The sequence below is a fragment of the Burkholderia sp. SRS-25 genome (assembly GCF_004343765.1).
GTDB lineage: Bacteria > Pseudomonadota > Gammaproteobacteria > Burkholderiales > Burkholderiaceae > Burkholderia > Burkholderia contaminans.
Window position 1 is genome coordinate 114,815 of the sequence record NZ_PTXM01000014.1, and the last position, 21,130, is coordinate 135,944.

General features: G+C 67.5%; 22 protein-coding genes. 11 read left to right on the plus strand and 11 right to left on the minus strand.

All coding sequences use genetic code 11. From position 1 onward, the window contains the following. Window positions 1–254: 254 nt before the first annotated feature. Together C5O79_RS19905 and C5O79_RS19910 are read right to left on the minus strand one after the other, a co-directional pair. Complete coding sequence (locus tag C5O79_RS19905; protein WP_046548399.1) at window positions 255–1,385, minus strand: ATP-binding protein; 1,131 nt, start codon at window positions 1,383–1,385, stop codon at window positions 255–257. 64 nt (window positions 1,386–1,449) lie between these two features. Next, complete coding sequence (locus tag C5O79_RS19910; protein ID WP_046548400.1) at window positions 1,450–2,160, minus strand: response regulator; 711 nt, start codon at window positions 2,158–2,160, stop codon at window positions 1,450–1,452. A 220-nt stretch (window positions 2,161–2,380) separates the two neighbouring features. On the opposite strand from C5O79_RS19910, the gene C5O79_RS19915 reads away from it, so the two are divergent. Next, window positions 2,381–3,295 (plus strand): glutaminase, encoded by a 915-nt coding sequence (locus C5O79_RS19915; protein ID WP_047849601.1) that lies wholly within the window; start codon window positions 2,381–2,383, stop codon window positions 3,293–3,295. Window positions 3,296–3,433: 138 nt separating this feature from the next. Then, window positions 3,434–3,808 (plus strand): cytochrome c, encoded by a 375-nt coding sequence (locus C5O79_RS19920; protein ID WP_122476478.1) that lies wholly within the window; start codon window positions 3,434–3,436, stop codon window positions 3,806–3,808. A 156-nt stretch (window positions 3,809–3,964) separates the two neighbouring features. Here C5O79_RS19920 and C5O79_RS19925 read toward each other — a convergent pair whose 3' ends face one another. Further along, entirely contained in the window at window positions 3,965–4,351 is a 387-nt protein-coding gene (locus C5O79_RS19925; RefSeq protein WP_122476481.1) for a VOC family protein, read from the minus strand. Window positions 4,352–4,696: 345 nt separating this feature from the next. On the opposite strand from C5O79_RS19925, the gene C5O79_RS19930 reads away from it, so the two are divergent. Both C5O79_RS19930 and C5O79_RS19940 read left to right on the plus strand, forming a co-directional pair. Continuing rightward, window positions 4,697–5,332, plus strand: a complete 636-nt coding sequence (locus tag C5O79_RS19930) for an isochorismatase family cysteine hydrolase (RefSeq protein WP_122476484.1) — start codon at window positions 4,697–4,699, stop codon at window positions 5,330–5,332. A 251-nt stretch (window positions 5,333–5,583) separates the two neighbouring features. After that, window positions 5,584–6,528: a fatty acid desaturase family protein gene (locus tag C5O79_RS19940; protein ID WP_047849598.1), complete on the plus strand. Its 945-nt coding sequence runs from the start codon at window positions 5,584–5,586 to the stop codon at window positions 6,526–6,528. A 33-nt stretch (window positions 6,529–6,561) separates the two neighbouring features. On the opposite strand, the gene C5O79_RS19945 is transcribed toward C5O79_RS19940, so the two are convergent. From C5O79_RS19945 to C5O79_RS19955, 3 genes are read right to left on the minus strand one after another with little or no spacing between them, the layout of a single operon-like run. Continuing rightward, window positions 6,562–7,704, minus strand: coding sequence for an aromatic ring-hydroxylating dioxygenase subunit alpha (locus C5O79_RS19945; protein ID WP_236862341.1), 1,143 nt, complete (start codon window positions 7,702–7,704; stop codon window positions 6,562–6,564). Between the two features lie 4 nt (window positions 7,705–7,708). Then, the gene (locus C5O79_RS19950; protein WP_122476490.1) at window positions 7,709–9,307 is read right to left on the minus strand and encodes a GH3 auxin-responsive promoter family protein; all 1,599 of its coding nucleotides are present in this window, start codon (window positions 9,305–9,307) and stop codon (window positions 7,709–7,711) included. Further along, window positions 9,307–10,245, minus strand: a complete 939-nt coding sequence (locus C5O79_RS19955) for a fatty acid desaturase (protein ID WP_122476492.1) — start codon at window positions 10,243–10,245, stop codon at window positions 9,307–9,309. Before C5O79_RS19955 ends, C5O79_RS19950 begins: the two co-directional genes overlap by 1 nt. 95 nt (window positions 10,246–10,340) lie before the next feature. On the opposite strand from C5O79_RS19955, the gene C5O79_RS19960 reads away from it, so the two are divergent. Together C5O79_RS19960 and C5O79_RS19965 are read left to right on the plus strand one after the other, a co-directional pair. Beyond that, window positions 10,341–11,228 (plus strand): metal-dependent hydrolase, encoded by an 888-nt coding sequence (locus tag C5O79_RS19960; RefSeq protein ID WP_122476495.1) that lies wholly within the window; start codon window positions 10,341–10,343, stop codon window positions 11,226–11,228. Beyond that, complete coding sequence (locus C5O79_RS19965) at window positions 11,225–12,124, plus strand: hypothetical protein (protein WP_122476497.1); 900 nt, start codon at window positions 11,225–11,227, stop codon at window positions 12,122–12,124. Before C5O79_RS19960 ends, C5O79_RS19965 begins: the two co-directional genes overlap by 4 nt. Here C5O79_RS19965 and C5O79_RS19970 read toward each other — a convergent pair. Next, complete coding sequence (locus C5O79_RS19970; protein WP_122476499.1) at window positions 12,112–13,227, minus strand: hypothetical protein; 1,116 nt, start codon at window positions 13,225–13,227, stop codon at window positions 12,112–12,114. The two genes, C5O79_RS19965 and C5O79_RS19970, sit on opposite strands and share 13 nt — an antisense overlap. 9 nt (window positions 13,228–13,236) lie before the next feature. After that, window positions 13,237–13,947 (minus strand): hypothetical protein, encoded by a 711-nt coding sequence (locus C5O79_RS19975; RefSeq protein WP_047849592.1) that lies wholly within the window; start codon window positions 13,945–13,947, stop codon window positions 13,237–13,239. A 61-nt stretch (window positions 13,948–14,008) separates the two neighbouring features. Between C5O79_RS19975 and C5O79_RS19980 the strand changes: the two genes are divergently transcribed. Next, on the plus strand, window positions 14,009–15,469 hold the full coding sequence (locus C5O79_RS19980) for a fatty acid desaturase (RefSeq protein ID WP_131931582.1): 1,461 nt from the start codon (window positions 14,009–14,011) through the stop codon (window positions 15,467–15,469). Window positions 15,470–15,511: 42 nt separating this feature from the next. On the opposite strand, the gene C5O79_RS19985 is transcribed toward C5O79_RS19980, so the two are convergent. The 3 genes from C5O79_RS19985 to C5O79_RS19995 all read right to left on the minus strand — a co-directional run bounded on the left by C5O79_RS19985 (window position 15,512) and on the right by C5O79_RS19995 (window position 18,516). After that, window positions 15,512–16,243, minus strand: a complete 732-nt coding sequence (locus C5O79_RS19985) for a ribonuclease T2 (protein ID WP_046548427.1) — start codon at window positions 16,241–16,243, stop codon at window positions 15,512–15,514. A gap of 195 nt (window positions 16,244–16,438) precedes the next feature. Then, window positions 16,439–17,017 carry a hypothetical protein gene (locus tag C5O79_RS19990; protein ID WP_047849590.1) on the minus strand — a complete coding sequence of 193 codons (579 nt, stop codon included), beginning with the start codon at window positions 17,015–17,017 and terminating at the stop codon, window positions 16,439–16,441. A gap of 95 nt (window positions 17,018–17,112) precedes the next feature. Further along, window positions 17,113–18,516 carry a DUF308 domain-containing protein gene (locus C5O79_RS19995; RefSeq protein WP_122476504.1) on the minus strand — a complete coding sequence of 468 codons (1,404 nt, stop codon included), beginning with the start codon at window positions 18,514–18,516 and terminating at the stop codon, window positions 17,113–17,115. A gap of 343 nt (window positions 18,517–18,859) precedes the next feature. On the opposite strand from C5O79_RS19995, the gene C5O79_RS20000 reads away from it, so the two are divergent. From C5O79_RS20000 to C5O79_RS20015, 4 genes are all read left to right on the plus strand, one after another. Continuing rightward, window positions 18,860–19,498, plus strand: coding sequence for a hypothetical protein (locus tag C5O79_RS20000; RefSeq protein ID WP_122476507.1), 639 nt, complete (start codon window positions 18,860–18,862; stop codon window positions 19,496–19,498). Between the two features lie 34 nt (window positions 19,499–19,532). Beyond that, window positions 19,533–20,099: a helix-turn-helix transcriptional regulator gene (locus C5O79_RS20005; RefSeq protein ID WP_047849588.1), complete on the plus strand. Its 567-nt coding sequence runs from the start codon at window positions 19,533–19,535 to the stop codon at window positions 20,097–20,099. Between the two features lie 117 nt (window positions 20,100–20,216). After that, window positions 20,217–20,426: a hypothetical protein gene (locus tag C5O79_RS20010; protein WP_047849587.1), complete on the plus strand. Its 210-nt coding sequence runs from the start codon at window positions 20,217–20,219 to the stop codon at window positions 20,424–20,426. A 96-nt stretch (window positions 20,427–20,522) separates the two neighbouring features. Then, complete coding sequence (locus C5O79_RS20015; protein ID WP_047849586.1) at window positions 20,523–21,104, plus strand: HD domain-containing protein; 582 nt, start codon at window positions 20,523–20,525, stop codon at window positions 21,102–21,104. Window positions 21,105–21,130: the final 26 nt, after the last annotated feature.

Below are 21,130 nucleotides of genomic sequence, written 5' to 3' on the forward strand. Positions count from 1 at the left end.
GGCTTCACTGCTGCGTGGCGGGCCACTCGCCTGCATTGTCGTGGATCGGCCCGCCGATATAGTTGCAATTGCAATCGTAATGCAAAGCGCGTACGTGTGCCAAACGAATCGTCACGCGACGATTGCGGCGCGGGAACGCATTGATACCGGGAAGGAACGGCGGGAAGGGCCGGCGGCGCATTCGCATCCGGCGCGCGGCTGTGTGCTGTCGTGCTGTGGTTACTGACGAGGCCTGGCGCCCGGGCGGCGTCTCGCTAGACCGGCCAGCTGATCTCGAAGCGCGCGCCGCCAAGCTCGACGGGATCGACGACCGCGATCCGGCCGTTGTGCGCATGGAGCACCTGCCGCGTGATCGACAGGCCGAGGCCATAGCCGCCGGTGCGGCGGTCGAGGCGCACGAATGCGTCGAAGATTCGCTCGCGTTCGCTCTCCGGCACGCCGGGGCCGTCATCCTCGACGAAGATCCCGATGTTGCCGTGCACGAGCGAGATCCCGACGACGATCCGCGATTTCGCGTACTTGCTCGCGTTGCGCAACAGGTTGCGCATCGCATACGACATCAGCCGCCGGTCCATCTTCACGCGCAGGTCCGACGCGATCGCGATGCGCGACTCGATCGCACGCTCCGGATACAGCAGCTGCGCATCGCTGACCTGATGCTCGAACCACGCGACGGGGGCCGTCATCTCGAGGTTCGACTGCAGCGAGCTGTATTCGAGCCGTGCATACGTGAGGCTCATGTCGATCAGCTCTTCGAGCTCGGTCACGTCCTGCGCGATGCTCTCGAGCGCGCCCTGGTATTCTGCCGCGGAACCCGGTTCGCGCAGCATTTCGAGCGCGAACCGCACGCGCGCGAGCGGCGTGCGCAGCTCGTGCGAGATGCCGTTCGTCAGATCGCGCTGCGCGGCGATCAACCGTTCCATGCGCATCGCGAGCGCATTCAGCGTCCGCGCGAGCGGGCCGATGATCACGCTGTGCGATTCGCGCGCACGCGTGTTGAACCGTCCGCCCGTGAAGTCGATCGCGCGCTCGCGCACCATCACGAGATCCGACCACACGGGCCGCATCCACCGGTACGCCGCGAGTGCCGGTGCGGCGAACACGAAGACGAGCACGATCCAGATGTCGCCGGGCAGCGAGTCGAACGCATGCCACACGACCTGCGGCGACAGTTCGACGCACAGCGCGAGCGCCGGCACGAGCGCGGTCAGCAGCACGAGGCCGAGCAGATGGAGGTAGGTCCGCACGTAAAGGCGCGACCAGCTCGGGATGCGATCGGCGCGCGTGTCGGTCCACGCGCGGCGGAAATGCAGCCAGCGCCATTTGACGTAGCGCAGCGTCGGCAGCGGCGGTGCATCGGGGTGCGAACGGGTTCGTCGGATCATCTCGGCTCCCGGCCGGCGGGTGGGAAGCCCGCGCGGAACGTGACGGCGTCGTGCGAACGCCGCGTCATTCCCACGCGTGCTTGCTGAATTGATAGCCCTTGCTGCGGATCGTCTTGATCCGCTGCGGGTTGCTCGCGTCGTCGCGCAGCTTGCGGCGCAGCTTCGAGATGCGCCCGTCGATCGTGCGGTCGAGGCCGTCGAACTCGACGCCGCGCAACTGCAGCATCAGGTCGTCGCGGCTGACGACTTCGCCCGCATGGCAGACGAGCGCCCACAACAGGTCGAATTCCGCCGACGTCAGGTCGGGCGTACTGCCGTCGGGCAGCACGACGGAGCGGTCGGTGCGGTCGATCGAGAACTTGCCGAACGCGTAACGCTCGGGCTGCGGCGCGGTGCTCTCGGTCGCGCGCGCGGGCGCGCGGCGCAGCTGGGCCTTGATCCGTGCGAGCAGGATGCGCGGCTCGACCGGCTTGTGCACGTAGTCGTCCGCGCCGAACTCGAGGCCGAGCAGTTCGTCGAACGGCTCGTCGCGCGCCGTCACCATGATGATCACGCCGTCGTACTGCTTGCGTGCCTCGCGGCAGATTTCGAAGCCGTCCTTGCCCGGCAGGTTCACGTCGAGAATGACGAGATCGGGACGAATGGACAGGATCGCCGGCACCGCGGCGTCACCATGCAGCACAGTGTCGACTTCATAGTCGTTCTTGCGCAGGTAGCCGGCGATCAGCGTGGACAGGCGGGTGTCGTCTTCGACGAGCAGGATGCGAAAAGACATGGGCAGCGGTCGGGTCATCGAGGAAGCCGCGGCGGCGCCGGCCGGTGCCGGACGCCGGCCATCGGCCGAAACGTACCGCATGATACTGCGCCCGCCGATTGCCTGTTTAGACGTCTTGAAAATAAGGGCGCGATATCGCGCCGCGCTTGACGAATCGGCGCCGGGACGGTTCCATACGGGCTCGCCTGAATCCGGGCCATGCCCTGCCCCCCCTGACTTGATGAATTACCAGACGATCCTCGAACGCATCCACACCGACCTCGCCCCCTGGATTGGCCAGGGACGGGTTGCCGATTACATTCCCGAGCTCGCGAAAGTGCCCGCCGACAAGTTCGGGATGGCCGTCGTGACACTAGACGGAAACGTTTGCACGGTCGGCGACGCGTACGAGCGCTTCTCGATCCAGAGCATCTCGAAGCTGTTCGCGTGCACGCTTGCGTTCCAGCTGCTGGGCGACGAACTGTGGGAACGGGTCGGCCGCGAGCCGTCCGGGAACGCGTTCAATTCGCTGGTGCAGCTCGAGAGCGAGCGCGGCAAGCCGCGCAATCCGTTCATCAACGCCGGTGCGCTGGTCGTGACCGACGTGCTGTGCCGCCGCTTCGTGAAGGCCGAGACGGCGCTCGTCGAATTCGTGCGGCGGCTGATCGGCGCGAACGACATCGACTACGATTCGCGCGTCGCGCAATCGGAGCTGCAGCACGCGGAGCGCAACCGTGCGATGGCGCACTTCATGGCGAGCTTCGGCAACATGCAGATGCCGCCCGACATCGTGATCGATGCGTATTGCCGCCAGTGCGCGATCACGATGAACTGCGTCGAGCTTGCGCGCGCGGCGCTGTTCCTGGCTAACGGCGGTGTCGCGCCGGTCACCGGCGAGCGGATCGTCGATTCGAGTTCCGCGAAGCGGCTGTCGGCGCTAATGCTGACCTGCGGCACCTACGATGCGGCGGGGGATTTCGTATATCGCGTCGGGCTGCCCGCGAAAAGCGGGGTCGGCGGCGGGATCGTCGCGGTGCTGCCAGGCGAGATGGCCGTGTGCGTGTGGGCGCCGGGGCTCGATGCGAACGGGAACTCGTTGGCGGGGACGCTGGCGCTGGAGTGGTTGACGACTTATTCGGGAAGGTCGATTTTTTGAGGCGGCGGACTTGGGCGCGCCTCATCTGGCACGATGGGGGCGGATGAATATCGGCGCGCTCAATGGGGGAACTCGCCATTCGGCAGCAATCGCCCCCCACAGAGACATGCAGCGGTTCACACAACAAAACCACGAAAGATGAAAATATTCGTTGTCGCTTCATTGGGTGTGTCATTGCTTGCGCAAACATCACCCGCCTTCGCGGATAGCGATAACGGGAAAAAGATCTTCCTGGCGAGGTGTGCGATGTGCCACGGAGCAGATGCCAAAGGTACGGGGCCATTGGCCAATAAAAGCAATCCACCCACGCCCGACCTTACGACGACCGCCTTCAAAAAGCGGCTCAACGATTATCCGGGCGTGATTGTCTCGTCGGTCATCCTTCGCCCCAATGGGGACCTGATTCCGAAAACGTTGCGAGAGAATGGCGTTAAACTCCCGCCCCACTCCTGGACAGTCCAAGATTTCCGCGATTTGAATCAATACATGAGTGGATTGATTTTGAAGCGTTGAATGCTTTGATGCAGGTTGATATTGCCGGCGTGCCGGCCTGCTGGCGCTGGAGGGGTTGACGACTTGTCAGGGCAGTCGATTTTCTGGCGCGCGGGAGTCTCGCACGACCGAACGGGGCGACGGCGGCGGCACGATCACGTATTGTTCTCGGCTCGCTCATTCGCCTTGCGGGAAATTCAACTCGACGCCATTGCCCGCCGGATCGCGAAAGAAAAACTGCACCTGGCCGGTGAGCGGAACGTGCGCGCGCGTGAATGCCACATTGGCGCCCGTCAGATGACGCGCCATGTCGTCGGCGTCCGCACAGGAAAACGCAACGTGATCGAACGTATTGGCAACGTTTGACGGTCGCGACTCGCCCGGCCGCGCTTCCGACAGATGCAGCACGGCCTGCGCGCCCGCATACAACCAGTACCCGAAGCTCTTGAACGGCGGACGAAACCCTTCGTGCAAGCCGACGATGTCGACGTAGAAATCGCGCAGCGAATCGAGTGTCGCCCGATCCGCGCGCAGGTTGTAGTGACTGAATCCGGTAACTGGCATGGCGTGTCGCTCGTGTTGGCGCAACGTGACATGAAACGGCATCGCGCGGGGTATAGCCGCTTTGGGCATGCTTCGGGCACGCTCCGCGCAAGAACTGCATGCCGCTAGCGGCGAGCCGTCTCGACCGACCATCGGCATCGGCGTTGCACTACCGTGACCAACCGTGGGTCGATAAAGCGCATGCCAGTATATTGCGGCCGTGCAGAGACGTGGCGCCGGTTTGGCGGTGGCGGCCGCACAGCGCGGCAAAACACCCCTACGAAAATCGCTTCGGCGGCCGACCCGATTTTCCGGTACAAATCGGGGACGCTGACGTTCCCCGCGGGCTATTGGAGACTCTCGTTCATGACTCGGCAACACGCACCGGATATCGCAACGACAACCCGCACGAACCCCGGCGACAGCCCGTCCGTGCCGATTCCCGCCCTCGTGCCGTCGAGCACCGCGCTGCTCGTCATGCATTACCAGACCGACATCCTCGGCCTCTTTCCGTCCGTCGCGCCCGAATTGCTCGCCAATACGCGCCGGCTCTGCGATGCGGCGCGGGCCAGCGGCATCGGCGTCTGGTTCGCGAACCTCCGGTTCAGCCCCGGTTATCCGGAAGTCAGCCCGCGCAACAAGAACGGCCAGGGCATCAAGCAGCTGGGCCTCTTCATCAACGACGGTCCGTGCCCGGAGCTCGGCCGGCAGCCCGACGAGCCGCTGATCATCGCGCACCGTGCCAGCGTGTTCTTCGGCACCGATCTGCAGGCGCGGCTGGTCGAGCAAGGTGCCGATTCGCTGATCATGGTCGGCATCGCGTCGACGGGCGTGATGCTGTCGTCGATCGCCCACGCGAGCGATGCGGACTTTCGCGTGTACACGGTCAAGGACTGCTGCTACGACCCGGACCCGGTGGTCCATGAGCACCTGTTCTCCACCGCCTTCGAATCGCGCACGACGGTGCTGTCGCTCGCGGACGCGTTGCGGTTGCTCGAGTAAACAAGCGGTCGCGCGAGCGATGCGAAAGACCGGCAGGGACTGCGGGCGGTGCTCGCACGGCCCGAAGGTGCCGTCGCGAGGGCCAGTGACGATGCATCGAACGTCGACGAAGCCGCGCACGCGGCTGCAATGGTTCGGCACACCCTGCGCCAGGCGTTGAACACTACCGCTCGTCGTCTGAGGAATCAGGTGTATATTCCCGACCGATACGCCTGCATGCGCGCCATCGACGGCGCACCCGACCTCATCGAATGCTCACGCCATCCGCCCTGCCGACACCTGCCGAACTGAACCGCACGCTGCCGTCCGCCGCCGGCGCGCGGCCCTGGCGGCTCGTCCGCTATGCGTGCGTCGACTGGCTCGGCATCCTGCTGTGCTGGGCCGCGATCCGCTTCGTGCCGAATCCGGTCGTCTATGTCGCGGCCGTGTTGCTGATCGCGGGCCGGCTGCAGGCATTCGGCGTGATCCTGCACGATGCCTGCCATCTTCCGATGCGGCGCATGACGCTGCCGCTCGCGCTCGTCGAAGCGCTCGCCGGCTGGACGATCGGTTCGTCGATCGCCGCAATGCGCTATCACCACCTGCGCCATCACCGTGCGGTCGGCACCGCCGAGGATCCGTACCTGCACCGGCTGGCCGCACGCGGCGGCTGGGTGCAGCGCGTGATGATGCTGCGCGGCGCGCTGCTGCCGGTCTGGTGGCCGCTGCGCGCGCTGATGGCGCCGCTTGCGCTCGCGTGGCCGGCGTTCCTGCCGTGGTATGCGCGCGGCTTCATGCAGGACCGCTCGCGCCAGGACCTGCGCCGTCACCCTGAAGTCATTGCCTGCGCGCGCGCCGACCTGCCGCATTGCGCGGGCTACCTGGTCGCGATCGCGGCCGTCGTGCACTGGAATCTGCCGTTCTTCACGTACTACGGACTGCCGTGGATCGTCGGCGGCATCATGAACGCGAACCGCGTGCTGCTCGAACATCAGCACGTCGAGATCGACGAACGCACGCCGGAATCGATCTGGCGCATGACGCGCACGATGACGTTCGGCTGGATCGGCAAGCTCGTGCTGTATCCGCGCAACATCGGCTATCACCAGGTGCATCATGCGTATCCGGCGCTCGCGCTCGAGCATCTGCCGGCCGTGCATCGCTACCTGACGGACGGCACCGCATTCGCGCCGGATCAGGCCGGCTCCACACGCTAGACGCCCCGCCCCACGCGGCCCTGCGTGCCGCGCCTACAGCTCGAAGCGCATCACCTTCTCGCCGCACTGCGCGGCCGGCAGCGGCTCGCCGCGTTTCACCGCTTCGAGCAGCCGGTCGATCGCGACGTGCACGATGTCGGCGCGCACGTTGTGCGGACGGAAGCCCGGTGCGTTGTCGAGGCCCTGTCGGTGCGCACGCATGATCCGCACGTCCTGCCGGATCACGAGATGCGTGTACAGGTTCAGCAGCGGCCGCAGCGCGCGCAGCACCCAGCGCGGCAGCCGAAAGCGGTACGCGATGTACGTATAGACGCGCGAGCGACGTGCGTCGATCGGCGTGATCTGGCTGACGATCAGGAAACCGGAACGTTCGCCCCACAGATAGTCGCAGCGCGTCACGTTCGGCGCGATGAAGCGGTCGACGTGCGCGAGCGGCACGCTGTCGGGGTTCGTGAGCCAGTCGAGACAGAAGCCGATCTTGTCGTCGCCGTCGTGATACGTGACGGCGACGCTGTCCGGTGTCGTCGCGACCGTCGCTTCCATCGCCTGGCCGCGGCTGCTGCGGAAGATCCCGTCGTGCACGAATACCGTATGCGGCACGTCCATGAAGTTCTGCGCGAGCATCGCGATGTCGCCGTCGAACGTGTTGACCATGAAGTACGACTGCCAAGGTGCGACGTCGCAAAACGGCATCCGGAAGATCGCACGCGCCGACGGGTCGCCCGTGCCGAGATACACCCATACGAGCCCATCGAGCAGTTGCACGGGCAGCGTGCGCTGCCGGAACGGATAGCGACCAGGCGTGCCCGTTGGCTGCGTGCCGTCGATGCTCGGCACGTGGACGACCTGCCCTTCGCCGTCGTAGCGCCAGCCGTGATACGGGCACACGAGCGTGTCGCGGTCGACCTTGCCGGCCGACAGGCGCGTGCCGCGATGCACGCATTGGTCGATCAGCGCGGCGATCCGGCCGTCGCGCTGCCGGAACAGCACGATGCCGGTATCGAGGATCCGCACGCCGAGCGGCTTGTCGCGCGGGAGTTCGCGTTCGGTGCACGCGACGAACCATTGCTCGTGCAGGCCGTCGGGCGACGGCGCATGCTCGTGCTCGCGCGCCCCCGCCGCATCGCGCGACGGGCAGTCGTGCCCGCATCCGCGTGGTTCGATCATGTCGTTCATTGCGTCATTCATTCGTCATCGCAAGCAGCGCGTCGGCCACCGGCAACCGCGTCACGAGTGCGCACGGCTTCACGTCGCCCGCGCGGATGCCGGCCCGTTCGGCCGCCAGTTGCAGCAGGTCGCCGAGCCGTTCCGGCAATCGGCCCTGGCGGCGCACGCGCAGCGGGCCGAGCTGGCCGAGGCGGCGTGCGTGCGCGTAGTGGAACACTTGCGCCAGTTCGGCCTCGACGGCTGCGCACATCGCGTTTGCTGCATCGGTGCCGATGTCACCGGCAACGCACAGCACGTAGTGCGGCAGCCCTTCTTTCGCCAGGCACGGCACGATGCATGCGCTGACTTCGCGGTGTTGCCGATGCGCGCGGTTCAACGCGTCGGCCGCAATCTGTTCGTCGAGCTTCTCGCCGACGAGATCGACGCTCGCCGCCGCGCGCCCGACGAACGCGATGCGCGGCGTGCGCGCGGTCATGCCGACCACGCGCACGCGATCACCGAGTGCATAGCGATACAGCCCGCCTCCGGTGGTCAGCAGCACCTGTGCTTCGTCGCCGGGGCGCAGCCCATCGACGTCGCACACGCTGCCGTCGTCGCGCACGAATTCGAGGTAGTGGCTGCCGATCGCGAGCGGGCAACCCTCACCGGCACCGAACGGAATGCTCGCGACACCTTCCGTCGCGAACAGCCCCTTCGGCAGCCATTGAACATGCGGAAAACGCACGCGCAATGCCTCGGCGTAATGCTTGCTCGGGCCGTCCAGCCAGCAGCTCACGGCGGCCAGGCGCGGCCACAGCGCACGGCAATCGCCCTCCTCGATCGCGCGGCGCAGCGCCGCGCGGCGGTCGGCCGGCAGCGACGCATCGACCCATGCGAGATCGCGCGCGCCGTCGGCATCGTCGCGATCGAACAGCGGGCGCAGCACGCTCGTCAGGAAGGTCGGGCTCCATACGCTGATGAACGCGAGCGCTTCGTCCGCGACGAGCGCATGCAGCGTCTCGCGCCGCCACGTCGCTGCGTTACCGGTCAGCGGCGGCACGAGCAGCGTCGACGCGAGCGCGGCCGCGCTGCTGTCGCCGAGGTAGTCGAGATCGCTCGCCGAGCCGACCGGAATCCCGTTGGGCGCGACACCGGGCGCCTGCAGCGGCGGTGACATCGACCAATACGCGCGCCCTTCGCCGAGCGCCGGACAGGCGCGATGCATGTCGGCCAACCATACGACCATCGCGGCCTGCAGTTCGCGCAGGAAAGCGGGCGTATAGGGAATCAGCTTCTGGCGCGTGGTGCTGCCGCTCGTCCGTTCGAGGAACACCGGGCGCTCGGCAGTCAGCACCGGTTCCGTTTCGTGCGACACGCGATCGAGCCACGGCAGGAAATCGACGGCCGCATGCACGGGCACGCGCTCGCGGAACCGGGTGGGACTGTCGATCCGGTCGAAGCCGAACCGTCGGCCGAACGCCGTATCGCGGTTCGCGGCGAGCAGCGCCGTCAGCCGCCGTGCCTGCATGTCGCCCGGTGCTTCGAGGCCGGCCTGCCAGCGATCGACGTCCGGCTGTGCGGCGCGCGCGAACGTGCGCCACGCGTCGGGCAGGCTGCGGGCGGAGGCATCCATCAGAAATAGGTCTTGTCGAGTTGCGCGAGATCGTCGGGCAACCGGCGCGGCGGTGCGAAGATCGTGAGCCAGCCGTACCACAGTGGCCGCGTCTCGCGCTGATCCGACACCGCGTGCATGTCCTGCCAGCGCAGCGCGGGGCGACGATGATGCGTGAGGTTGTAGTTGAAGTTCAGCAACAGCCAGCGCACCGGCGTCGGCGCGCGCATGTTGTACGTGCCTTCGACGACGTCGAGCGGCGTGCGCATGTGGTACACCCATTGCAGCGACGACCACGAGAACGCGAACGCGACATATGCGACCAGCACCGCCGACACCGACCAGTCGAGCAGCCAGCCGACCAGCAGCCATGCGCCGACGGCAGCGAGCGTTTCGTAGCGGATCCGGCGGAAGTCGGCCGTCGTGAATTCCTTGAAGGCGGCTGCGTAGGTGTTGTCGTCGCCGCGCGCGGCGAGCCGCTGCATCGTGCGGCCGGGCACGAGTGCGAGCACGAAGCTGCCGACGAAACTGCCGAGCCAGATGCCGCCGAGAATCGCCGCGTAGTATTCGATGCGCTTGCGCAGCAGCGATTCGTCCGCAGTCGCGAAATCCGCGCGCTCGGCGCGCGTGCGGTTGCGCACGTGGTGGCCGAGATGGTTCACGTGGATGAGCGTCGCGGCCGCGCCGAACATCGTGGACGCCCACCACATCATCATATAATTCGCGATCGGCCGGCGATGCCCGAACCCGTGGAAGGTTTCGTGCATCATCGAGAATACGCCCTGCATCACGAGGCAGAACGGCACCAGCACGAGCCACTTGATCGCGCCGGCGCCGGTATGCGACAGCCAGGTGAGCGTGCCGGCCCACACCGCGCTCTGCAGCGCGAGCACGAGCAGGTTCGCCCGATCGTAACGTCGGTTCTGCGCGGCAGCGGCTTGCGCGCTCGGTCGGTTCATGGCTCGGAATGGCGGTTGTTTGCACGGGAGGATACAACAGATGCGTCAGCCGCCGGTAACGGCCCGCGCCCCGTCCCTGGCGGGGCGGAGCTAGCATGCGGCCGTTTCGCCGCCCGAGCGCCGACAGCCCCGCGTCGCGCATGCCGACCCGCGACGTGCGCTTCGCGATCGACGCGCGCATTCCGCGCTTCTGGTATCGCGGCACGTGCCATGTCACGCGCTTCTTCGACGCGTTTTCCGTGATGTTCCCGCTCGGCGAGCGCTTCTTCATCGAAAGCGTGCGGCCGTTTCGCGACCAGGTTGGCGGCGATGCATCGCTCACGGCCGAAGTGGATGCGTTCGTGCGGCAGGAAGCGTCGCATATCCGCGTGCACCGGCTCTACAACGCGCGCCTCGCGTCGCAGCAGGTGCCGGTCGACGCGCTCGAAGCGCTGCTCGAAAAACGCCAGCGCAATGCCGCGCGGCAGGTATCGCCGGTCACGCGGCTTGCGCTGACGGCGTGCCTCGAGCACTACACGACGATCCTCGCGCACCGCCTGCTGAGCGACCCGGCGATCCTCGACGGCGCCGATCCGACGATGGCGGCCGTGTGGCGCTGGCATGCGATCGAGGAAACCGAGCACAAGACGGTCGCGTTCGACGTGTTCGCAGCCGCCATGCCGAACGCGATGCGGCGCTATGTCGTGCGTTGCGCGGCCATGCTCGGGATCTCCGTCTACTTCGTGATCGACCTGATCCATTTCGTGCACCGCCTCGTCGCCGTCGACGGGCAGACCTGGAACCTGCGCGGCTGGCTGCAACTGCTGCGCTGGCTGTTCGTCGCGCCGGGCATCTTCACGCGTGTGATGCCGATGTGGCTGTTCTGGTTCTCGCCGCGCTTCCATCCCGATCGCCTCGACAGCGATGCGGCATTGCGCGCGGCACGCGCCGCGCTCGAACCGTATCTGGCCACTGCCGAACCCGAACCGGAGTCGCACGCATGACGCACGCGCCGTGGACGCCCGACGGGTTCGACGACTGGCGGCGCCACTATCCGGCGACGCCGTTCGCGCGTGCCGCGGCGAACCTCGACCGGACCGACGCGTTCATCGAAGGCTGGACGCGGCGCACCGCCCGCCTGCCGCTGACGACGACGGTCGTGCTCGTCGCCGGGCTGTATTCGGAATGGCTGCCCGGCTGCAATCGCGGCGCGCGACGGACGCTCGGCGCGGCCGGCTATCGCGTGCTGACGGTGCCGGTGCGTTCCGCGCACGGCGTGTTCGATCAGGGCGCGCATATCGGCGCGTTCCTGCGCACGCACCTGCCGGCCGGCGGCGAATTCGTCGCGCTCGCGCACAGCAAGGGCGGCATCGACACGCTCGCCGCGCTCGTCGGCGACCCGGCGCTGGCGGTGCGTTGCGCGGGCCTCGCGCTGATGCAGCCGCCGTGCGGCCCTTCCGCGATCGTCGATACGATCTTCCGCCATGGCATGCCGCCGCAGGGGGCCGCACCATGGCCCGACCGCCTCGCACGCCGCATGCTGCGCACGCGCTGGGCCGACGCCGGCACGCGCGACATCAGCAGCCGGCGCGATCCACGCGTCGGCGACATGCTTGCCGTGCTGCCACGCGACCTGCATCTCGTGCACGGCGTGAGCTGGTCCGTCGAGGCATCCACGCGCTTCGATTCGCACCACGGGCGGCTGAACGGGCATCGTCCCGGCTGCGCGCACGACGGACAGTTCTACCTCGAACACCAGGTGATGGCAGGCATCCCGCAGGTCTGCCTGCCACGGCTCGACCACGGCCAGCCCGTGCTCGGCGGGCTCGGCTTCGACGCCGGCCGCTTCTGGCTCGCGCTCGCCGATCTGCTGCACGTCACGCGCGCTCAGACCAGGTAGATCTCGAAGCCCGGCACGCGCCCGGCCAGCAGGCCGTCGATCGGTGCGGCCGGCTCGCCGGTCGACAGCGTATAGAGATCCATCGGCGTACGCGCCGTGTAGTAGCGCGCGAGCGCCGGCCCCAGCGGATCGCCGTCGTACAGGCACAACTGCATCAGCGCATGACTGTCGCGCACGCGCAGCCACGCGGCATCGAGCAGCGCCGCGAACACGGACGGATCGCGGTCGCGCACCTGCAGGTGCGTCAGGTAGACGTCGCGCAACGGCTCGCCGGGCGCCGCGATGCGCGGGCGGCGCAATGCGGGCGCGAGCGCGTTGAAGGCGACACGGACCGCCTGCAGCGGCAACGGCAGCCGTTCGAGCACGATCCGTTTGATATCGCCGGCGTCCCACGGCGCGACGCAGCCGAGCAGGTTGTCGTGCGCGTCGAGCGCCAGCACGAACGCATCGATGCCGAACGACGGCCACGTGTCGAGCCGCCGCGTGAATTCGTCCGCGGAGAACACGCCGCCGAACGGCTGGCGGCGCGATTCGGCATCGAGAAACGCGCGCAACGCGTCCGCGTGATGCGGCTGCGCTTCGACGATCCGCACGCCCGGCACGCAACGCGGCGCCGACGACAGCCCGCGCTGCGCGTAGATCGACACGTTCTCGTAGCCGTGCCAGTGCGTGAAACGCAGCCTGTTCTCGCGCCGCGATCGTGCCAGCGACTGCACCGCGAGCCGGTTGTCGCGGATCATGCAGCAATACGCATGCTGCACGCCGGTGTCGGCACGCAGCGCAGCGAAGCGTGCGCGCACCGAGTCGGTCCACTCGCGCGACAGACGCCGGTCAGGCATCAGCCGCAGATCGCCGAGATAGGCGACCGGCTGCGCGCGTTCGCCGAGATAGCCGTCGCGCACGACGAGGCTCGCGAGCCCCTTCAGCGCCGCGCGCTCGTCCTCCGCGAGCCAGACCTCATGATGCGGCGCGTGGCAGCGATGCAGCGCGAAGTAGTCGGGCGCACGATCGAAGCGCAGCGGCAGGCTGCCCTGCATCGCATGGCGGGACTGGAAATCGAGAATGCGCGCGTTGTCGGCCGGTTGCGCGAGACGGATCCGCATGCGCTCGGCTCACACACCGTCGAACAGCCGGCGCGCGAGCGGCCGCAGGTTTGACGCCGACAGTTCGCACAGGCACACGAGTTCGTCGCCCTGTGCATAGCCGGGATTGCGTGCGAGGAAGTAGTCGACGTCGGCCAGCCGCCGGTGCGCGGCCGGTACGTCCGCAAGCGCGGGCGTGAGCCGGCCCTGCGGGGTGTCGAACGACAGCAGGCCGGTAGCGGAGTCGTACGCGTGCCCGTAGCGGCTCGCGGCCAGGTGATCCATCAGGTCCTGCGTGGCCGGGGCGGTCAGGTTGTCGGCACGCGGCGCGTAGTCGCGCGCGAACGCGCGCAGGTAGCGATAGGTGCGATGCCCCTTGCAGATCAGGAACCAGTACAGCGGCACGGCGGGCGCCTGCCGCCACACGTCGCCCGCGTGGCGGATCCAAGCAAACGCGAGATGCTGCGTGCCCCAATGCGCGGGATCGATGATCGTATCGCCGGAAAAGATCACGCGGATCGAAGCGCCGCGCCAGCGTGTCTCGTACTGCTTGAGCGTCGAGAAACCCTGGATCGCGCCACCGCCGTCGCGCAGCAGGATGCAGTGCGTCTTGTCGCCGAGGTCGCGGTCGAACTGCGCGCGGACCGTGTCGCAATAGGACGCCGAATACAACGAGAACATCCGGTCGATGTCGTCCGGGCCCAGGGCCGCACGTTCGACGGCGGTGGCACGCAACTCCATCGGCTACTCCTGCAAGACTGAACAGCTTGCTATGATAGCCCGTTACCCGCCCGCGCCCGCCATGTCCAACGTCGTTACCCGCCAGGATGCGAACAACGCGCCGATCGCCCGGCCATGGTTGCTGCTCGCCACCTATCTCGTCGTGACGGGTGTGTTCTACACGTTCGTCACGCACCTGCCGCTCGGGCCGGTCACGGTCATTCCGGCGGGCGCGCTCGATCGCGCGATTCCGCTGCTGCCCGGCACCGTGCCGCTTTACCTCAGCTACCTGTTCGCGATGCCCACGCTCGTCTGGCTCGGGCGCGGCCGCGCATGGCTGCTGCCGGCGTTCTTCGCCGGCGCGCTCGCGGCCGGCGTTTGCCTCGTGTGTCATCTGCTGCATCCGACCGCCGTCGTGTGGCCGACCGCTCATGACGACTGGATCGCGTGGCTTCAGCGGATCGATACGCCGCTTGCCGCATCGCCGAGCGGCCACGTCGCGCATCCGGTTGCGATCGCGATCGTACTGCTGGCGCTGCGGCAACGGTCGTCCGTGCTGTTCGCCGCGTGGAGCGCGCTGCTGATGGTCACGACACTGACCACCGGCCAGCATCATGCCGCCGATGTCGCATGGGGCGGTGCGACCGGCATCGCGGCCGGCACGTTCACGCTCGCGTTGCTGCGCGCCCAAGTCGACCTGCGCACGATGGCGGCCGCGCTGCTCGAATGGGCGTGCATCGTCGTGGCGATCAGCGTGGCCATCGCGCTCGGCGCGTGGTACCTGTATGCGCCAGCGGTACTCGTCGTCGCGACGCGGCAGCATGCGCTGTTCATCCTGTATCACGACGCGACCCACTATCACCTCACGCGCCGTCGCGGTTTCAACGACTTCCTGATCAACGTCGCGATCGGCGTGCCCGGGCTCGTGCCCGTCGAGTTCTACCGGCCGCTGCATCTCGCGCATCACCGGCATCTCGGCACCGCGCAGGACCCGGAGCGCCAGTTTCTCTATCACGACCAGCCGTGGCGGTTCCGGCCGCTCGATGCCTGGCCGCTCGCGCGGCAATTCCTTGGCGACCTGTTCGTGCTGAACATGGTGCGCAACATGGCGGCGTTCCGGCGTGCAGGCGGACAGATCACACGGCTCGGCCTGCCGTTCCAGGCAGCCGCGGCAGTGTGGGTCATCATCGTCGCGCTGCTCGTATGGGCCTGTTCCGCACGAACGATCCTGCTGGTCGCGGCGCTATGGTTCGCGCCACTGCTCACGCTGTCGGTACTGCTGCAGAAGATCCGCAGCATGGCCGAGCACAGCGGTGGCCCGCATGCGACGCCCGGCTGGGCCGATTGGTCGTATTCATGGCGCACGGGCTGGATCGGCCGCGTGCTCGTATGGCCGTATCACATCAACCTTCATCTGCAGCATCACCGGAATCCGGCGGTGCCGTGGCATGCGCTGCCCGACGCGATCGACGAACACGAGCCGCAGCTCGACGCATCGGAACTGGCCCGGCTGCTGTGGTCGGGCATCCCGCCGAAACCGTGACCGGCGACGGCGCGCACGATGTCGCGCGCCGCCCCTTCCCCGTTACTTCGCGATAAACACGCCCGACGTCGGGCACGTGCCCTGCGTATTGCCGTCCGTCACGAGCGATGCGGCGCTCGGGAACTGCGTGGTCGCATTGGTCTTCACCGCGATCCACGCTTCGGTGAAGTAGCTGACGCCATTCGTCTTCGTGCACTTCAGCGACACCGCGCTGCGCGTGTTGCTGCCGAATGCGCCTTCGAACGCCGACAGCAACTGGTTGCGCGTGACCGTCTTGCCCGCGTTCGCCTGCAGGAACGTGTTGAACGACGTGTTGCCGAGCCGGCTGATCATGCCGGATGCCTGGTTCCAGTATGCATCGGGCGATGCCGAATTCGAGCAGGTGCCGTGCTTGAACCACTCGTGCTTGTCGAGGCACGACGCGACGCCCGGCATATACGTCGACAGCGTGTTGCGGGTCGCGCTGCTGATCGGGTACGCGTCCATGCTGCACCACTGGTGCGCGTTGTCGAGGTCGATGTCGTTCTGCGGCACGCCGCAGTAGAACGGCTGGTTGCCGTCGTAGTTGTTCGGCCACAGGCCATGCAGCGACAGGCTCGTCGCCGCGTACGTGCCGGCGAGGTTCGTGCATTCGGGCGTGTCGTGCGACGCGCAGAAGCCGGGTTCCCACGACGCGGCGAGCAACAGGTAGTCGTAGCTGGTCTGCGCGGTGGCGTGCAGTGAAGCGGAAGCGACGGCGAGTGCGGCAGCGGCGCGGGCGAGCGTCTTGAGCATGGCGTTTCCTCGGAAAAGGCTTGCGGTCGCGGGATGCGCCGCAAGGTTGTCGAATGTCTGTCCGCGATTGTTGCCGACGCAACGTGGCACGAATGTGAAGGTGGACGAAAGATATCCGGAGACACGAGCACAAGTGCAGGCACGCGCCGCTTCACATGTCTGAAGCGCGCCGCCGGCGCGGCGGCACGCCGTCGCTCACGACCCGGCACCCAGTTGCGTGCACGCGCGTGTGATCGATTCGGGGCCTTCGAGCGCGAGGATCTGCCACACGCCGATGCTGACGCGCTGGCGCGCCGCCGTCGACGCATCGGCCAGCAACGCCTCGACGCGCGGTGCGGCCGCCGGCGCCTGCTGCTTCAGCGCCGCGTGATGCCGCGCGCGCGACGCCGGCTCGGATTCGTACACGTCGCACAGACGCACCATGCCGGCAAGGCCGGCGAGGTCGTCGTCCTTGTCGATCGCGCCCGGCTCGACCGGCGCGAGCCCCTTGCGCTCCGCCGCCGGCAGCTTGTTGCGCGCGCCTTCGTCGATCGACGTGGCGGATGCCGGCGGCAGGCCGCCGATCGCCGCGACGATCCGGCTGCCCGCGGCGATCATGTCGCCCTGGCACGCGATCTTCTCGGCGGCCGCGACATTCGAGCAGAACGACACCGATGTGCGGTACACGTCGTTGCTCATGCGCGGCACCTCGTCCGCGCTCGCCTGCGCGAAGCCGGCGCTCGTCAACGCCAGCGCGGCGGGAATCAGGATGCGGAAAGCTCTCGTCTTGTTCATTGTTGTTGGCGTAGGGAGTTCTCGGGGCGAGCAACATCGCGCAGCCGCGCGGTGGCGGCCGCAGTGACGCCGGGCCCGCGTCCGGCGGCACGCGATCACTTCATCGACGCTGCCTCCGCTCCGCCCGGCGACAGCGCCGCGTTGTCCTGCTCGCGCCACGTGCGGCGCGACGTCATGATCGCCTTCACGGCCGAGCGCGCGACCTTCCACCACGCGAACGGCCGCGGATCGGCGAGCATGCTGAGCGCGCGCGCATAGTCGAGCGTGAGCCCGGGCGTCCACGCCATCGTCACCGCGCGCTTGCGGATCTGCGCGGCGACCCACAGCTCGGGCGTGAGCAGCAGCCGCACGAACGCGCCCCACCCGGCCCGCGCGCCCTTCAGCCGCCACACCGCGCCGTCGAGCGCGGCTTCGAGCGCGTTCGACACCGTGCTCGAGCAATTGCGGTGCGTGAGGTTGTACGTCACGTTCTGCCGGTACGACGTCCAGAACGCATCCAGCTTCGACGGATCGTAGTTGCGGATCCGCACGCGCACGGTCGACGGGCACCACGCCTTCGACTCGGTCGCGTAGTCGGGCTGGAACAGGCCCGGCACGTCGTTTTCGCGGGTCGCGCGCAGGATGCGCGTGAATTCGTCCGGAGAACGATCGATTTCGACGCCCGGATACAGGCTGATATAGATGCCCTCGGGCGACTCCAGCGCCGCGTGCCCGGTCGAGATCACGCCGTTGACGTCCACGGCCGCGATATAGCGGTCGATCACCGGATAGCGCTGCGCTTCGGCCTTCGACGTGCCGGTGGGCGTCCACACGTGCACGGTCAGCGCATGCTCGCCGTCGGCCGGCGGGCCGTCCCATTCGGATTGCGCGAAATGCGGCTGGCCGCGCGCATCGTCGAGATCCGGCGCGAGCGCCGGCGCCGGCGACGTCGCGAACGCCGGATTGCGCGTCAGCCGGCGCACGCGCGCGGCGAGGCTCAGCATGTGCATCCCGCCGAACATCAGCAGCAGCCCGAGGCAGTACGGCACGGTGCCGACATAGTGCGTCGGGTACGGCTGATAGAAGAAGATGGCCAGCAGGATCTCGACGACGCCCCACGCGAAGGCGACGCTCCAGCGGCGATACCGCACCATCCACGCGGCGGTGCACTGCAGCAGCCCGTCGACGAGGAACAGCGTGCCGAAGATCATCGACAGCAGGAAATGGCCGTGGTGATGCCCCGCGAACACGAGCCCGGCGGCGACCACGACCACGATCCCCTTCACGTAGCGCAGGATGCGCTGCCCGCCGACGCCGCTGCCGGCCACCGCGAGCGTCGCGAGCCCTTCGATCAGGAACAGCCACGCAAAGATCTGGATCGGGAAGTGCAGCGCGCCGTCGAGCGCGTCGACGAAGATCACGACGCCCGCGACGACCCACACCCAGCCGAGCACGGTCAGCCCGCGCCAGCGGGTACGCAAGTATTCGATGCCCAGCAGCAGCAAGACCAGTCGTACCATCGCGCCCTCTCGTCATTTTTTCGGGATATGCGCTGGTCGCGCGTTTCCTGTCGTTTCGACCGCGCATCGTGCAACGCACCAGCCGAAAGGCGGTAATTCATACCGGCGCGTCATGCCTCGACATGACCGTTGGCGGCCGGTATACCTCCGCACTGGCCGAATAATAAGATATGGCGGAGACGGTTGAAAGCGGCGACGGAAACGTTGTCGGCATGGCACTGGCAGGGGCCGTCGACCGCTGCCAAGGCAGATATCCCGTTCGACAATCTGCGTCGGATACGCGAGAATCCGGCTTCCGAGGGCGAAAGCCACTGAACCGAACCGCACAGACGGGACAACAACAATGAACGTATCGATCACGCGCCGGCGCCTGCTGGCCGCCGGCGTGGCCGCCAGCAGCCTCGCGCTGTCGGGCTGCTTCACGCCGAAGTTGTACAAGGACGACGGATACAGCGAACAAGTGTCCGGATTCATGATGACCGAGGACGGCAAGAAACTCGTCGTCCTGGGCACGGACTACCATTACATCTTCGATCTGCCGGCGCAGTTGCGGCCGGTACTGATGTCCGGTTACCGGAAGTCGCTGCGCACGACGTTCGCCGCCTTTCATGCGAGCGGCGGCAGCATCACGGGCCAATACCGGATCGTGCTGCCGAAGGACGCGTCGGACGACGATCGACAAGCGGCCACCGCCGACGGCTTCACCGCCGCGCAGGCCGGCCTCGTGCTCGAAGGCGACATCAGCGGCAAGCGCTATTCGACGGAAGGATTCGCCGAAAAGTACAAGACGAGCACGCAGCCGTTCAACCGGCCGTACTCGGTCTACATCAGGCAATCGCCCTCCGCGCTCGGCATGGGGCTGCGGATTCTCGCCACGCCGGTCACGGTTGCCGCCGACGGCGTGCTCGTACTGGGCGGCATCGTGCTCTTGCCGTTCGCGGCAATTGCGATCCAGGCGAACGGCGGCCTCCGGATCATGTAAAGGCGTGCGGTACGAGCGCAACTGGAGCACCACCATGACCGCCTCACCGCTTCACGTCCCGCCGCTCGGCCCGCAACTCAAGCGCTGGCGCGCGCTGCACCGCGTCAAGCAAAGCCACGCGGCCGAGCTGTTCGGCGTCGCGCAATCGACGATCTCGCGCTGGGAAGCCGGCCGCCAGCAGATGTCGCCCGACGAGCGCGCGGCCGCCGAGCGGTTGCTCGCCGCGCGCCTCGATTCGGCCGGCGATCACGCGCTCGCGCGGCTCGTCGCGGGCAGCGCGGGCCGCATGCATCTCGTGTGCGACCTCACGCACCGCCTGCTCGCTTCTTCGCCGGCGCGCGCCGCCGAATTCTCGCAACCGCTGTCGATGCTGCTCGGCGCGTCGCTGTGGCGCTACGCGACGCCGGAGATCGTTCGCATGGAAACCGCGCTCGACTCGCTCGGCTGGCACGATCACGCCGGGCCACCGAGCGTCGAATTCGACACCGGTGCGAATGCGTCGCACGTCGTGCCGATCCGCGGCAGCATGTGCCGGTGGACGCGAATGATGCTGTCGGACGGCTCGGCAGTGCGGCTCGTGGAGACGCTCCAGGATGCATAAGCGCTGGATCGCGACGAAGAACCGCATGCAGGCAACAGCACAGCGACCTTCGACGCATCCGGCATGCCACGCAAACAAAAGCAACGTGAATGGCAGCACGCCCAGGGGACATGCCACATGTCGACGCTTGTCATGCGAGAACTCGTGATCGTCGCGTTCATTCTCTATACGGGCGCGGCCGTGCTGGTCGCGCTTCGCTCGGGTGTGGCCAACGCCGGCGGCCGGCGCGTGGCGCGCCGCAGCAGCCCCTGGCTGTTCACGCTGGTCGTCGGTATTCAAGCGGGCTTCTTCGCACTGTTCTGCTGGGCCGGACTTTTCGTGAAGTAGCGGCGCGGTCAAGCGCCACTGCCACGCATATTTCATGCGTGGACGGCCCGCGCCCATCCGCATTACGCTAGGCAGTTCATCGCAAGGACGCCGACCATGACCCCCGATACGATCCACGCGCGGCTCGCTTTCCTGCGCGAAGCCGAACGCCTGAAGGATGTGCTGCGCAGCGGCCATACGTCGGCCGGGCGCGCGGAAAGCACGGCCGAGCACAGCTGGCGGCTGTGCCTGATGGCGCTCGTGTTCGCCGACGCGCTGCCCGGCATCGACACGCTGAAGCTGCTGAAGCTGTGCGTCGTCCACGATCTCGGCGAGGCGCTGCACGGCGACATTCCCGCGATCGACCAGGACATGCACCCCGACAAAAGCGCGCAAGAACGCGACGACCTGCTGACGCTGACCGCACCGCTCGACCCCGCGCAACGCGACGAAATCGTCGCGCTGTGGGATGAATACGAGGCGGCGGCTACGCCGGAAGCGCGCGCGGCAAAGGCGCTCGACAAGCTCGAGACGATCCTGCAGCACAATCAGGGCAGCAACCCGCCCGATTTCGACTACGCGTTCAATCTCGGCTACGGCCGCCGCTACACCGACGCCGCGCCGCTGTTCAGCGCGATCCGCGACATCGTCGATGCCGACACGCAACGCCGGATCGACGCGCACGGGCAGCGCGCGTAAGCTCGCAGGATCGGGCACGCGGCACC

Coding starts and splice junctions, on each gene's coding strand:
- C5O79_RS19995 (WP_122476504.1), bottom strand. CDS start 18,516: ATGGTACGACTGGTCTTGCTGCTGCTGGGCATCGAATACTTGCGTACC.
- C5O79_RS19930 (WP_122476484.1), top strand. CDS start 4,697: ATGACTCGGCAACACGCACCGGATATCGCAACGACAACCCGCACGAAC.
- C5O79_RS19980 (WP_131931582.1), top strand. CDS start 14,009: ATGTCCAACGTCGTTACCCGCCAGGATGCGAACAACGCGCCGATCGCC.
- C5O79_RS19945 (WP_236862341.1), bottom strand. CDS start 7,704: ATGAACGACATGATCGAACCACGCGGATGCGGGCACGACTGCCCGTCG.
- C5O79_RS19950 (WP_122476490.1), bottom strand. CDS start 9,307: ATGGATGCCTCCGCCCGCAGCCTGCCCGACGCGTGGCGCACGTTCGCG.
- C5O79_RS20010 (WP_047849587.1), top strand. CDS start 20,217: ATGTCGACGCTTGTCATGCGAGAACTCGTGATCGTCGCGTTCATTCTC.
- C5O79_RS19970 (WP_122476499.1), bottom strand. CDS start 13,227: ATGCGGATCCGTCTCGCGCAACCGGCCGACAACGCGCGCATTCTCGAT.
- C5O79_RS19905 (WP_046548399.1), bottom strand. CDS start 1,385: ATGATCCGACGAACCCGTTCGCACCCCGATGCACCGCCGCTGCCGACG.
- C5O79_RS19940 (WP_047849598.1), top strand. CDS start 5,584: ATGCTCACGCCATCCGCCCTGCCGACACCTGCCGAACTGAACCGCACG.
- C5O79_RS19960 (WP_122476495.1), top strand. CDS start 10,341: ATGCGGCCGTTTCGCCGCCCGAGCGCCGACAGCCCCGCGTCGCGCATG.
- C5O79_RS19920 (WP_122476478.1), top strand. CDS start 3,434: ATGAAAATATTCGTTGTCGCTTCATTGGGTGTGTCATTGCTTGCGCAA.
- C5O79_RS20000 (WP_122476507.1), top strand. CDS start 18,860: ATGAACGTATCGATCACGCGCCGGCGCCTGCTGGCCGCCGGCGTGGCC.
- C5O79_RS19975 (WP_047849592.1), bottom strand. CDS start 13,947: ATGGAGTTGCGTGCCACCGCCGTCGAACGTGCGGCCCTGGGCCCGGAC.
- C5O79_RS19965 (WP_122476497.1), top strand. CDS start 11,225: ATGACGCACGCGCCGTGGACGCCCGACGGGTTCGACGACTGGCGGCGC.
- C5O79_RS19925 (WP_122476481.1), bottom strand. CDS start 4,351: ATGCCAGTTACCGGATTCAGTCACTACAACCTGCGCGCGGATCGGGCG.
- C5O79_RS19990 (WP_047849590.1), bottom strand. CDS start 17,017: ATGAACAAGACGAGAGCTTTCCGCATCCTGATTCCCGCCGCGCTGGCG.
- C5O79_RS20015 (WP_047849586.1), top strand. CDS start 20,523: ATGACCCCCGATACGATCCACGCGCGGCTCGCTTTCCTGCGCGAAGCC.
- C5O79_RS19955 (WP_122476492.1), bottom strand. CDS start 10,245: ATGAACCGACCGAGCGCGCAAGCCGCTGCCGCGCAGAACCGACGTTAC.
- C5O79_RS20005 (WP_047849588.1), top strand. CDS start 19,533: ATGACCGCCTCACCGCTTCACGTCCCGCCGCTCGGCCCGCAACTCAAG.
- C5O79_RS19985 (WP_046548427.1), bottom strand. CDS start 16,243: ATGCTCAAGACGCTCGCCCGCGCCGCTGCCGCACTCGCCGTCGCTTCC.
- C5O79_RS19915 (WP_047849601.1), top strand. CDS start 2,381: ATGAATTACCAGACGATCCTCGAACGCATCCACACCGACCTCGCCCCC.
- C5O79_RS19910 (WP_046548400.1), bottom strand. CDS start 2,160: ATGTCTTTTCGCATCCTGCTCGTCGAAGACGACACCCGCCTGTCCACG.